Origin of the sequence: Pseudomonas kitaguniensis, assembly GCF_049199985.1 — a bacterium.
In the GTDB taxonomy this organism is placed as follows: domain Bacteria; phylum Pseudomonadota; class Gammaproteobacteria; order Pseudomonadales; family Pseudomonadaceae; genus Aquipseudomonas; species Aquipseudomonas kitaguniensis.
Genome location: NZ_JBLZPT010000001.1, coordinates 342942 through 355746, shown reverse-complemented (window position 1 = coordinate 355746; position 12805 = coordinate 342942). Strand labels below are relative to the sequence as shown.

At 60.9% G+C, this 12805-nt stretch carries 11 protein-coding genes; 8 read left to right on the top strand and 3 right to left on the bottom strand.

Annotation, left to right across the window (positions count from 1 at the left end):
• Positions 1–50: 50 nt before the first annotated feature.
• Complete coding sequence (locus ACOZK9_RS01730) at positions 51–608, bottom strand: putative antibiotic biosynthesis monooxygenase (RefSeq protein ID WP_152751344.1); 558 nt, start codon at positions 606–608, stop codon at positions 51–53.
• Positions 609–833: 225 nt separating this feature from the next.
• Here ACOZK9_RS01730 and ACOZK9_RS01725 point away from each other — a divergent pair, with 225 nt between their 5' ends.
• Positions 834–1790: a MerR family transcriptional regulator gene (locus ACOZK9_RS01725; RefSeq protein WP_421555153.1), complete on the top strand. Its 957-nt coding sequence runs from the start codon at positions 834–836 to the stop codon at positions 1788–1790.
• 1 nt (position 1791) lies between these two features.
• On the opposite strand, the gene ACOZK9_RS01720 is transcribed toward ACOZK9_RS01725, so the two are convergent.
• Positions 1792–2397, bottom strand: coding sequence for a hypothetical protein (locus ACOZK9_RS01720; protein WP_058414918.1), 606 nt, complete (start codon positions 2395–2397; stop codon positions 1792–1794).
• 57 nt (positions 2398–2454) lie between these two features.
• Entirely contained in the window at positions 2455–2922 is a 468-nt protein-coding gene (locus tag ACOZK9_RS01715) for a PAS domain-containing protein (protein ID WP_122252040.1), read from the bottom strand.
• Positions 2923–3051: 129 nt separating this feature from the next.
• Here ACOZK9_RS01715 and ACOZK9_RS01710 point away from each other — a divergent pair, with 129 nt between their 5' ends.
• The 7 genes from ACOZK9_RS01710 to ACOZK9_RS01680 all read left to right on the top strand — a co-directional run bounded on the left by ACOZK9_RS01710 (position 3052) and on the right by ACOZK9_RS01680 (position 12803).
• Positions 3052–3507, top strand: coding sequence for a flavodoxin (locus ACOZK9_RS01710; protein ID WP_058414916.1), 456 nt, complete (start codon positions 3052–3054; stop codon positions 3505–3507).
• Between the two features lie 205 nt (positions 3508–3712).
• A complete protein-coding gene (locus tag ACOZK9_RS01705) occupies positions 3713–4495 on the top strand; it encodes a class II aldolase/adducin family protein (protein ID WP_058414915.1) in 783 nt (260 codons plus the stop codon).
• The gene (locus ACOZK9_RS01700) at positions 4495–5397 is read left to right on the top strand and encodes an alpha/beta fold hydrolase (RefSeq protein ID WP_152751346.1); all 903 of its coding nucleotides are present in this window, start codon (positions 4495–4497) and stop codon (positions 5395–5397) included. The genes ACOZK9_RS01705 and ACOZK9_RS01700 overlap by 1 nt, the downstream gene beginning before the upstream one ends.
• A 133-nt stretch (positions 5398–5530) precedes the next feature.
• A complete protein-coding gene (locus ACOZK9_RS01695) occupies positions 5531–6442 on the top strand; it encodes an SDR family oxidoreductase (RefSeq protein WP_152751349.1) in 912 nt (303 codons plus the stop codon).
• A 536-nt stretch (positions 6443–6978) separates the two neighbouring features.
• Positions 6979–8769 carry a DUF1302 domain-containing protein gene (locus ACOZK9_RS01690; RefSeq protein WP_082649087.1) on the top strand — a complete coding sequence of 597 codons (1791 nt, stop codon included), beginning with the start codon at positions 6979–6981 and terminating at the stop codon, positions 8767–8769.
• A 26-nt stretch (positions 8770–8795) separates the two neighbouring features.
• Positions 8796–10154, top strand: a complete 1359-nt coding sequence (locus ACOZK9_RS01685; protein WP_058414911.1) for a DUF1329 domain-containing protein — start codon at positions 8796–8798, stop codon at positions 10152–10154.
• A gap of 153 nt (positions 10155–10307) precedes the next feature.
• Positions 10308–12803, top strand: a complete 2496-nt coding sequence (locus ACOZK9_RS01680; RefSeq protein ID WP_152751353.1) for a LuxR C-terminal-related transcriptional regulator — start codon at positions 10308–10310, stop codon at positions 12801–12803.
• Positions 12804–12805: the final 2 nt, after the last annotated feature.

Below are 12805 nucleotides of genomic sequence, written 5' to 3'. Positions count from 1 at the left end.
TCACGTCGCGGGCAAGTTGAAACTATACCAGCGAGCGGTCGCCCCTGTACTCACGCAGCGGCTTCGGTGACCTTGCGCGCTACGGTCGGGTGCAGCCAGCTCGCCAGCAGGTGCGTCGACAGCGGGATGAACACGTAAACCATCAACGGTGTGAGCGCCAGGGTACTGACCAGCACGCGGGTGAACAGGTCCAGCTCGCCGAGCAGTGGCCCCAGCACAAAGTTGAACAGCAGCGACACCGGGAAGAATGCCAGCCAAATCGCCACTGCCTGCTTCCAGCGTGGCGGTCGTGCACCCACGGTGCCAAACCAGCCATCAATGCCACTGACGCGGTGCTCGGACGGGTCGGCGAACAGCTCGCTGCCACGGCTTAACCAAGTGCTGCGTGAGGCGGAGAATTCCCAGGCATGCAGGGTTTTTTCATCGGCGAAGCGGAAGATGATCTGGAATTCATCATCATTGGGCGGCGGTGCCAGCACGCCGGAACCCAGGTAACCGGGGAAGTCAGTGGCCAGTTGCTCGCCTTCGCGCAGCCAGGCCATCAGTTCTTCATAGCGCCCTTTTGCCACGCGGCGCGCAACCATCAAGGTAACGGGTGAGGTAGACATTGTGTATCTCCAAGTAATCAGGTGCGCTAAGCCGGGTAGGCGGCGCACAAACGCGGAGGCGGGTAGGCCACTGCGTTGCTCTTTGTCGCAAAAGCAGCAAGCAAGGATTATTCCTGTTTTACCTGAATACGCCAGAGACTTCGGACGGATTGCCGTAGCCCTTGAATCAGACGCTTCAATCAGCGTTAATGGGATTCAACTTCAACCGGCAGCTTGCCCCCACTGATGCCTGAAATCATTGAGCTTCAACGCGAAACCACACAGGTCGACGACGCCGACGCCGAGGGGTTGTTTCCGATTCGCGAAGTCGCAAGAGTCACCGGGGTAAACCCGGTTACCTTGCGCGCGTGGGAGCGACGCTACGGTTTGATCCAGCCTACGCGCACCGAAAGCGGGCATCGGTTGTATTCGAGCACCGATATCAACACCGTGCAGCGCATTCTCGAGTGGATCGAACGCGGCGTGGCCGTGAGCAAGGTCGGCAAGATTCTCGCGCGTGACGAATCGCACGAAGTACCCGGCGCCGCGCAGTCTGCGGATACCCAAGATGATTTGGGCCAACTGCAAGCACAGATGCGCCTGGCAATCAGTGATTTTGATGACCGCGAACTGGACCGCGTGTATGGCCGGATTTTCTCGGCTTACCCTGTCAATGTCGCTTTTCAAAACATCTTCATGCCGCTGTGGCAGCAACTGCAGCGCCATCAAGGGCGTTTTGGTCAAGCCAGTGAATGGCTGTTCTTTGATAACTTCCTGCGTTCGCGCACTGCGCAGCGCTTGCAGTTGGCCTGCGAGCTGCCGGTGCCCAGGGTGCTTTTGTCGGCGATTGATGCAGAGTGCCGCGAGCTTGAATTATTGGTCGCAGGCTTATTGATGTCGGGAGAAGCGCTGGCGGTGAAAATCATCGGCGTCGGTCAGCCGTTCGATGAATTAACGCTGGTCTGCGAAAAAATCCGGCCACAGGCCTTGGTGCTGTTTTCCAACCGCTCGCCCACCAGCGATTTACCGGCGCGGCTCAAGCGCCTTGCGCTGACGCTCGATTGCCCCTTGCTGCTGGCCGGCGATGCGTGCGACCTGGCGCAAGACAGCCTGGCAGGTAGTTCCATCGGCTGTCTGGGCAATGAAGGGCGTTTGATGCAACGCCGTCTGCAGCAATTTATCAGTGGCCGGTTGGACAGCTGAATCAGGCGTGTAAGTGTGGGTGAACCAGGCGGTGCTGGTGCAGGATGAACTGGCGCAGGCGCGCTATTTCGTCCGTATCACTTTGGCTCAGGCGGTAGGCGAATAAACCCCGGGCGGTTTCCCGCTCCAGCGTGCCGCGCAACGCAATGCGTTCGTAACCGGACGGGCTGAACCGCAGGCAAAAGGTTTTGGGTGGTTTGCCGCGGCCACGGTTCTCCAGCAGCACGCCCTTGAACGACACCTCATGCACCCACAAAGCGCCAGGGATGCTTTTCACGTTCTCCAGTGCCACCGGCTTTTCGAGCACCAGGCGCCAGGGGCGGATCATCGGGCCGTCTTCGAAAATGCTCGGCACGCCCAAGCGCAGATGAACCGCATGAAACTCGTCTTCCACCAGGTGCAAGGGGAAGGTCAGTTGCTGGTTGTCGAACTGCGCCTGAATGGTCACGTTGTCGTGAGCGGCCAACCGGGTGAGCAAATCGCGAATCTGTGCACCGCCGTTGACGGTCAGGCTCGACCACGTATCCCGCAGGTTGAGCTGCGGGTTATGCGCCATGTCCTGGATAAACTCCATTTCGTCCTGCGTCAGTAAAGCGTCGCGTTGCATGATGTTGCTCAAGGGTTAAGTAATAAAACGCCAATACTGCTCTAACGACTGGGTTATTTACAGCGTGTTATCACCGCTTGTCGACTTGAGTGCCGCCAACTGCGCTTTAAGCTCGGCCACTTGCGCTTCCAACTGCGCCACGCGCAACTGCGCTTTCACCTGTGTGGTGACGTCTTTCTGCACGCCGACGAAATAGGTCTGCTTGTCAGCGTCGTTGTACACCGTCGAAATCGAGAGTTCGTTCCAGAAGTGTGTGCCGTCCTTGCGGTAGTTGCGCACTATTTCCCGGCAGGAACGACCTTGCCCCAGCGCTTCACGAATGGCCAACAAGCCAGGTTGGTCACGGTCACCCGACTGCAGGAAGCGGCAATCCTGATACAGGATGTCATCCAATGTGTAGCCGGTCATGCGTTCGAACGCGGGGTTAACGTAGATCAGCGGTTTGTCCTGGCCTTCGCGTTCGGCGACGACGATGCCGTCGTTGGACGCATTGATGACCATTTGCATCAGTTGGGCGTTAATCATAGAGCGGTCCATGGCGTGTTTCTGGCACTTGGAGTGTATGGCACGGGTTGAGTGTTGCACGGCACGCGCTGAAATATCTGTGCCAACTGCTAATATCCCACGCTTTCGCTTAACCACAGGATCAGATTGATGAAAGTCGCCATCCTTTCCGGCTCGGTTTACGGCACGGCTGAAGAAGTCGCCCGCCACGCTGCCGACATCCTCAACGCAGCGGGTTTTGACGCCTGGCACAACCCTCGTGCCAGCCTGGCAGACGTGCAGGCCTTTGCCCCGCAGGCCTTTTTGGCGGTGACCTCGACCACCGGCATGGGCGAACTGCCGGACAACCTGCAACCTTTGTATTCAAGCATTCGCGACCAACTGCCTGCTGCCTGGCGCGGCCTGCCCGGCGCCGTGATCGGCCTCGGCGACGCCAGTTATGGCGATACCTTTTGCGCTGGCGGCGAGCAACTGCGTGAGCTGTTCGTCGAACTCGGCGTGCGCGAAGTGCTGCCGATGCTGCGCCTGGACGCGAGTGAAAGTGTCACCCCGGAAACGGACGCCGAACCATGGCTCGCCGAGCTGGTGACTGCACTGCGCGGTTGACCACAGGTTCGCTGCCCGCCCGTGTCACGCGGCTTTTCGCGCTTTTATTGGCGCCGCCGCGCTGACGCGGCGTGTACTATTCTTAAGGCTGACTCGCTCGGTCATTAAGCTGGCTGCGAAGGCAACTACTGGCAGCGCGGCGTCTGACTAGACTGGCCCTTCACCCAAAAAAACAATAAGAAAGTCCGCCAAGGAGGTCGTTGCCGTGAGCTTATCGCCCGTTCAATCTTCACAGACTGTCAAAGAGCAGGTCAGCGCTGCCGAATGGCAAACCCGTGTCGACCTGGCCGCCTGCTATCGCCTGGTGGCGCTGCAGGGTTGGGATGACCTGATTTTCACGCATATTTCGGCCAAGGTGCCGGGTACTGACGACTTCCTGATCAACCCTTACGGGCTGATGTTCCATGAAATCACGGCGTCCAGCCTGGTCAAGGTCGACCAGGCCGGCAATAAGCTGATGCACAGCCCTTACGAGATCAACCCCGCGGGCTACACCATCCACAGCGCCATTCATGAAGTACGCCACGATGTGGTCTGTGTGCTGCACACCCACACGGCGGCCGGCGTTGCGGTTGCCGCGCAGAAGCAAGGTGTGTTGCCGATCAGCCAGCAATCGCTGTTTGTGCTGGCGAGCCTGGCGTATCACGCCTACGAAGGCGTGGCACTTAACCCCGAAGAAAAGGCGCGCCTGCAGGCGGACCTGGGCCAAAACAACTTCCTGATGCTGCACAACCACGGCCTGCTGACCTGCGGCAGCAGCATTGCCGACACTTTCCTGATGATGTTCACCTTCCAGCGCGCCTGCGATATACAGGTGCTGGCGCAAAACGGTGGGGCAGAGTTGATCACCATCGAGCCGCAGATTCTGGCCGGTGCCAAGGCGATGGTGGCGGCTGTCACCCAGAGTGCCCAAGGTATGGGAGGGGCGCTGGCGTGGCCGGCGCTGTTGCGTAAATTGGACGCGCAAGACCCTGAGTATAAAAGCTGATGCCTCTCGCCGAAATTCCGCTTAGCGTCTGGCGCAAACGTGGCCAGGAATTCGTCTTTCGTGGCCACACGATTCGTTACTGGGTGGCCGGGCAGGGCGAACCGTTGTTGTTGATTCATGGTTTTCCCACCGCCAGCTGGGACTGGCATTACCTGTGGCAGCCGCTGGCGCAACGCAACCTGGTAATCGCGTGCGACATGCTCGGGTTTGGCGAATCGGCCAAGCCGCTGGACCATGAATACTGCCTGTTGGAACAGGCCGACCTGCAACAGGCGCTGCTCGACCACCTGCGCGTCAAGCTGGCGGTGCATGTGTTGGCCCATGACTACGGCGACAGCGTTGCCCAGGAATTATTGGCCCGCCATTACGAAGGGCGTTTTAAGTTGGCCAGCTGTGTCTTCCTCAACGGCGGGCTGTTCCCCGAAACCCATCGGCCGGCGCTGGCGCAAAAACTGTTGCTCAGCCCGCTCGGCTGGATGATCGGTCGCGCCTATGGGCGCACGGCCTTGTCGAACAGTTTCAGGCAGATTTTCGGCCCCGACACGCCGCCCAGTGAGAGCGCGCTGGATGATTTTTGGAGCCTGATCAGTTGCAATGATGGCCCACGCATCCTGCACAAACTGATCGCCTACATTCCTCAGCGTCGCCGCCTGCGTGAGCGCTGGGTGGCGGCGATGCAACGTGACGAGGTGCCGTTGCGGGTGATCGACGGCGCAGTCGACCCGATCTCCGGCGCCCATATGCTGGAGCGCTATCACCAGTTGGTGCCCGGTGCCGACAGCGTGTCGTTGCCCACTATTGGCCACTACCCACACATCGAGGCGCCGGTGCTGGTGCTTAAGCATTACCTGGCGTTTCGCGAGCGCATTGGTCAGCCAGCGCCGCGTGTCGCCTGTTCCTGAGCGACACGCACCCGGTAGCCATCATCATCGCGTTGCCTTATCGGGCACCATTCAGCCTCGGCCGTCTTTATTGTGACCAAAGCCTGCGTGTCTGACACTCACGCCATTCCCATTGTGGCCAGCGGAGTTCGGTATGAGTGAGTCAGTGCAGTTTAAGGATAAGGTCGTGATCGTCACCGGTGCCGGCGGCGGGTTGGGCCGTGCCCATGCGCTGCTGTTCGCCAGGCACGGGGCCAAAGTGCTGGTCAACGACCTGGGTGGTTCCGCTCAGGGCGAAGGCGCAAATGCGTCGGCGGCTGACCGGGTGGTCGCCGAAATACGCGAGGCAGGCGGCATTGCCGAAGCCAACCATGACTCTGTCACCGACGGTGACAAGATCGTGCAGAACGCGCTCGACGTATTCGGCCGCATCGACGTGGTGGTGAATAACGCCGGTATTCTGCGCGACAAGACCTTCCACAAAATGGACGACAGCGACTGGGACCTGGTTTACCGGGTGCATGTCGAAGGCGCCTACAAAGTTACCCGCGCCGCCTGGCCGCATCTGCGCGAGCAAGGTTATGGCCGCGTGATTTTTACCGCGTCCACGTCAGGCATCTACGGCAACTTCGGCCAAGCCAACTACGGCATGGCCAAGCTGGGTTTGTACGGCTTGACCCGCACCCTGGCGCTGGAGGGGCGCAAACACAACATTTTGGTCAACGCCATCGCCCCCACCGGCGGCACGCGCATGACCGAGGGCCTGATCCCACCGCAGGTGTTCGAGCGTCTCAAACCGGAGTTGATCAGCCCACTGGTGGTGTACTTGGGCAGCGAGGTCTGCCAGGAAACGTCGGGGCTGTTTGAAGTGGGTGGCGGCTGGGTCGGCAAGACCCGCTGGGAGCGCAGCCTGGGCGTGGGGTTTGACCCGCAGGCCGGGTTTTCAGCCGACGACGTGGCGGCGCATTGGGCGCAGATTTGCGACTTTGAAGGCGCCGCGCATCCCAAGGACACGGTCGAGTCTTTGAAGGAGATGATGGCTAACTTGCAGAGGTTCGGCGGCTGATCATTACTTGAATATTGTTCAATCATACGGGGCGCGAAGGGCGCCCCGTTTTTTTGCGCGCATAAAAAAAGCCGCTGCAAAAGCAGCGGCCGAAGTCAGACGTTGGATCAAGGAGCGACAAATCAACGTCAGTGAACAGCGCTAACAGATTGATACAGCAGATCAATCCATTGGAATCAGACTTTTCTTGCAGTGACGCAAGCGGGCCATTGGCCCTGAAAGCCCGCTAAGAATAATCGTCTGTAACAAATTGAGTAAGAGCGGTTCACGACAAGGACTGTTACAAAAATAGCAACAATAATCCCGGCCCCACCTCAACACCCCTTGCAGCTCACCGCTTAAAGCTTGCAGCTTAAGTGAGGTTTATCCATCCACTTGATAACCCGCTATCTACCCAATCCATGGCCCTGCGCGAACCCCGGCGTGCGGGCCGGCTAATCCTTTCGAGCGACAACACGAATACTCCTTTGGTGCGCTTATCGCTCTTGATCGGCGGCAGTACGGTGGAGCCTTCTGTCACTCACCGGGGAAGACGCATGACAAAAACAACAATGCGCGCCATCTTCACGCCACAGGCGCTTGCCGCTGCGGTTGCGTTGGGATGCTGTGCCCAGGCACAGGCTGTTTCGTTCAACATCGGCGAGATCGAAGGGCAATTCGATTCCTCGCTGTCAGTGGGTGCCAGTTGGGGCATGCGCGACGCCGACAAAAAACTTGTGGGCACACCCAACGGCGGCACGGGGCAGGCAACCACCGGGGATGACGGGCGACTCAACTTCAAGAAGGGCGAGACCTTCTCCAAGATCTTCAAGGGTATTCACGACCTGGAACTCAAGTACGGCGACAGCGGCGTGTTTGTGCGCGGCAAGTACTGGTACGACTTTGAGCTGCAGGACGAAGACCGCGAATTCAAGCAGATCAGCAATCACCATCGCGACGAGGGCGCCCGCTCTTCCGGCTACGAATTGCTCGATGCGTTCTTCTATCACAACTATTCGATTGGCGACCTGCCGGGCAACGTGCGCGTCGGCAAGCAGGTGGTGAGTTGGGGCGAGAGTACGTTTATCGGTAACTCGATCAACAGCATCAACCCCATCGACGTCTCGGCCTTCCGCCGTCCGGGCGCCGAGATCAAGGAAGGCCTGATCCCGGTCAACATGCTGTTCGCTTCCCAAAGCCTGACCAACCAGTTGTCGGTGGAAGGTTTTTACCAGTTGAACTGGGAAAACACCGTGCTGGATAACTGCGGCACATTCTTTGGTGGCGACGTGGCGGCCCACGGTTGCAATGGCAACTACACCGTCGGCAGCCCGGCGATTGCACCGTTGCAACCGGTGGCGGCCGCCTTCGGCCAGGGCTTTCAGGTCACGCGTGAAGGCGTGGTGGTGCAGCGCGCCAAGGACCGTGATGCGCGTGACAGTGGCCAGTTTGGCGCGGCGTTGCGCTGGCTCGGCGATGACACCGAGTACGGCCTGTACTTCATGAATTACCACAGCCGTACGCCCACCGTGGGCACGATTACCGCCAACACCAACCTGGCCACCATCGGGCGGATCGCCGCCACCGCCAATGCCATCGCGCCTGGCAGCGGGGCGGGCCTGGCCCAAAGCACGATGCTTGGCCGTGGCCAGTATTACCTCGATTACCCGGAAGACATTCGCCTGTACGGTGCCAGCTTCTCCACCACCTTGCCGACGGGCACGGCGTGGACCGGCGAGATCAGCTACCGGCCGAATGCGCCGGTGCAACTCAACACCACCGACCTGACGCTGGCGCTGGTCAACCCGATTGCGGGGAACACCGCCTCGCCGATTCGCAGTTCGTTTGGCGCCGATAACGCCGGCTATCGGCGTAAAGCAATCACCCAGATCCAGAGCACCATGACCCAGTTCTTTGACCAGGTGCTGGGCGCTGAACGCCTGACGCTGGTGGGCGAGGCGGCCTTTGTGCATGTCGGCGGCCTGGAAGCCAAAAACAAACTGCGCTACGGCCGCGATTCGGTGTTCGGCGCCTACGGCTTTCAGGGTGATACCGACGGTTTTGTCACGGCCAACTCGTGGGGTTATCGCGCCCGCGCGATCCTCGACTACAACAACGTGTTCGCCGGGGTGAACCTCAAGCCCAACGTGTCTTGGTCCCAAGACGTCAGCGGCTATGGCCCCAACGGTTTGTTCAACGAAGGTGCCAAGGCGGTCAGCCTCGGCGTGGACGCGGACTACCGCAACACCTACACCGCCAGCCTGAGCTACACCGACTTTTTTGGCGGCGACTACAACACCCTCACCGACCGCGACTTTATCGCCCTCAGCGTCGGCGTGAACTTCTGATTGGGTTTAAGCAAGGAAAAGTACCTATGCACAAGATAATTGCAGTGATGGCCCTGAGTTTGCTGGCAACCAGTGTGCTGGCGGCGGTCCCGCCCGAAGAAGCTGCCAAGCTCGGCACCAGCCTCACGCCGATGGGCTCCGAAAAAGCCGGCAATGCCGATGGCTCGATTCCGGCCTGGACCGGTGGCCTCCCTAAAAACGCTGGCGCGGTCGACAGCAAAGGCTTCCTCGCTGACCCGTTTGCCAACGAAAAGCCGCTGTTCGTGATCACCGCCGCCACGGTGGACACGTACAAAGACAAACTCTCCGACGGCCAAGTGGCGATGTTCAAACGCTACCCCGAGACCTACAAGATCCCGGTGTACCCAAGCCACCGCACGGTCAACCTGCCGCCGGATATTTATGAGTCGATCAAGCGCAGTGCGCTGAACGTGCACGCGATCAACGACGGCAACGGCCTGGAAAATTTCACCGGCAACCGCTACTACGCGTTCCCGATTCCGAAGAACGGCGTGGAGGTGCTGTGGAACCACATCACCCGTTACCACGGCGGCAACCTGCGCCGCATCATCACCCAGGCCACCCCGCAAACCAACGGCAGTTACACCTCGATTCGCTTCGAGGAAGAAGTCGCGGTGCCGCAAGCCATCGCCGACATCGACCCGGCCAAGGCGGCCAACGTGCTGAGTTTTTTCAAACAGTCGGTCACCGCCCCGGCGCGCCTGGCGGGCAACGTGCTGCTGGTGCACGAAACGCTCGACCAAGTGAAGGAGCCGCGCCTGGCGTGGATCTACAACGCCGGCCAGCGCCGCGTGCGCCGCGCGCCGCAAGTCTCGTATGACGGCCCCGGTACGGCCTCCGATGGCCTGCGCACCACGGATAACTTCGACATGTTTTCCGGTGCGCCCGACCGTTACGACTGGAAGCTGGTCGGCAAGAAGGAGATGTACATTCCCTACAACAGTTACAAGCTGGATTCGCCGCGCCTCAAGTACGACGAGATCATCAAGGCTGGGCATATCAACCAGGACCTGACCCGCTATGAGCTGCACCGGGTGTGGGAAGTGGTCGGCACCGTCAAGCCGAGCGAGCGGCACATCTACGCCAAGCGCCACATGTACATCGACGAAGACAGTTGGCAGGTCGCGCTGGTGGACCACTACGACGGCCGTGGCCAACTGTGGCGTATCGCCGAGGGCCATGCACAGTTCTACTATGACCACCAAGTGCCGGCCTACACCGTGGAAACCCTGTACGACATCATCGCCGGCCGCTACATCGCACTCGGCATGAAGAACGAAGAGAAGAGCAGCTTCGTGTTCGGCTTCGCGGCCAAGGCGGCCGACTACACCCCGGCAGCGTTGCGCGCAGAGGGCGTTCGCTGATCCTTTAGGAGGACGGGTAAGGTGTGCTGAGCCCGCTCGGCACAATTAAGGTAATGGTCATTAATCAACCCGCTGAATACTTCTTCAACAACCGCCGACCACAGGACTAGGGTAGGCGGCAGGTTGCATAACAATAAAAAGCAGGATGCAGCAATGACCGCCATGACACGCTGCCTGGACCGTCCTGGATTCATGCCACGGCTGTCTGCCCATCATCTATTGCGCCCGCGCCTTGCCGGGCCTTTGCTCGCGGCGCAGGCACGCGTGAAATTGCTCTGCGCGCCGGGCGGCAGTGGCAAGAGCGCGCTGCTCGCCGAGTGTGCATTGCAGGCCCCGACGGGCTGCCAGGTGTATTGGCTGCCACTCAACGGCAGCGTGCTCAGCCCTCTCGATTTCTGCTCGCGGCTCGCACAAAACCTCGGCCTTGTGTTTGTCGACGAAGCGACCTTGCTGCTCGACCTCAGCCGTTGGCAAAACCCTGCATGGCTATTTTTCGATGATTTCTGTCGCTTGCCCGCGCCCGCGCTGGACGCCTTGCTCGACCGCTTGCTCACCGCCAGCAGCCCCGCGCTGACCTGGTGGCTGGGGGCGCGGCGGCGCCCGGTGTGCAACTGGCCCCGGCTGTTGCTCGACGACGAGCTATTTGAATGCACTGACTTGCTCTTCAGCCGTGCGGAGGTCCAGCAGCTGCTCGGCCCCGGCCACAGCGTCGACAGCGTGATGCAGTTCAGTGCCGGTTGGTGCGCCGGCGTACGCATCGCCTTGCTCGGTGACGGGCACCCCGAAAAAACCCTGCTCGACTATCTGCAACACGAGTTGCTGCACAGCTTGCCAGTCGAACTGGACGAAGCCTGGCGGGTGTTGGCGCATTTGCCGCGATTCAATGCGGGCTTGTGCGAGCACCTGTTCGGTTCGGGCGACGGCGATCAGTACCTGCGCGATTTGCAGGCGCTGGGTGCGTTTATCCAAGCCTGGGACGACAGCGCCGATTGGCTGCAGGTGTTCCCGCCCGTGGCGCAATTGATCCGCGATGCGCCCTGGCCGGCCAAACGCGCCTGGCACCGGCGTGCGTGCCAATGGTTCACCCGCCAACAAGACTGGCAAGCCGCCTTCGAACAGGCGCTGTTGGCCGAAGCCTATGAAGTGGCGGTCAGCCTGTTACAGCATTTCAGTTTTGAAGACCTGTTCCGCGAGCAAAACGTGGTGCTGCTGTTGCGCCTGCATGAGCAACATGGCGATGAGCTGATGCTCGGCTCGGCGCAACTTGTGGGGCTGTTGACGGCCGCATTATTGTTTGCCGGGCGGTTCGACCAGGCGGCAGCGTGCATCGACCAACTCGCGCGGTTCGCGCCGCAACCGACGGCGGCGCAACAGCGCTATCTGTTGGCCCGCTGGCAAGCGCAATGGGGCTGGTTGCTGCATTTGGGCGGCGATGCCGAGCGCTCCCGCGAGCATTTTCTGGAGGCGTTGCAAGCCTTGCCCGACAGCGCCTGGACTTCGCGCCTGATGTGCCTTTCGGGCCTGACCCAGCAAGCCTTGCTGCGCGGTGAGTTGGACGTGGCGCAAGGCTTGAACCGCGAAGCCTTGTGCCTGGCCCGGGCGCAGGGCTCGCTGGTGCTGGAGGCGTTGCTGGAGCTGGACCACGCGCAATTGCTGGAGCAGCGCGGCGTGCCGTATCGGGCGCAGAGCCTGCTGGAAAACGTACAGGCGATGCTGGCTCGGCAGCGGCTCAAGGCGCAGCCATTGGAAGGCCGAATCGCTTTGCGGCGCGGGCATTTGGCGCTGCGCCAAGGCCACGACAGCCTGGCCACCGAGTGTTTCGAGGCCGGGTTGAAGCTGTGCCTGCACAGCCAGGACAAGCGCGTGCTGTACGGGTTTCTCGGCCTGGCGTTGCTCGCCGCGAACCACGGCGATTACGCCCAGGCCTTTGTCCAACTGCGTGAGGCCGAGCGCCTGATGCAACAACGGCAGGTGCCGGACACGGTGTATCGCGCGGTGCTGCTATTGGTCAGCGGGCACTTCTGGCTGCAACAAGGTCGCGCCGAGTTGACCGTGGCGGCGGTGCGCCGAGTGCTGCGTCACTTTCGTGGGCCACAGGCCCGACAGGCGCCGCCGGCCACGCTGGAACTGATCCCGCGGCTCGAATATTTGTTGGTGCTGGCCGAAGTAAAACTGGGCTGCGCCGATCAACCTGTGGCGCGCTTGAATGCCTTGCTGACCACCACGCAACAGCGCGGCATGCTGTGCCTGGAGACCGAGCTGCACCTGGTGTTGGGCGAGGTGGCCTGGCAACTCGGCGATGCGGCCCTGGCCCGTCGCGCCCTGCAAGCCGGGTTGGCATTGGCCGGGCGTTGCCAGGTGCAGCAGGCGATTCGCGAGCTGCGTTTGCGCTCGCCAGGGCTATTGAGTGAGCTGGGCCTGGAGGCGCAGGCGGCACCCAGCGCTGCGCTGCAAAACCCGCTGAGCCAACGTGAGCTGGAAGTGCTGCAATTGATCGCCCTCGGCAACTCCAACCTGGAAATCGCCAATCGGCTGTTCATCTCCCTGCACACCGTCAAGACCCACGCGCGGCGCATCCACAGCAAGCTCGGCGTGGAGCGGCGTACACAAGCGGTGGCCAAGGCGAAGACTTTGGGCTTGATGGCGTGAAG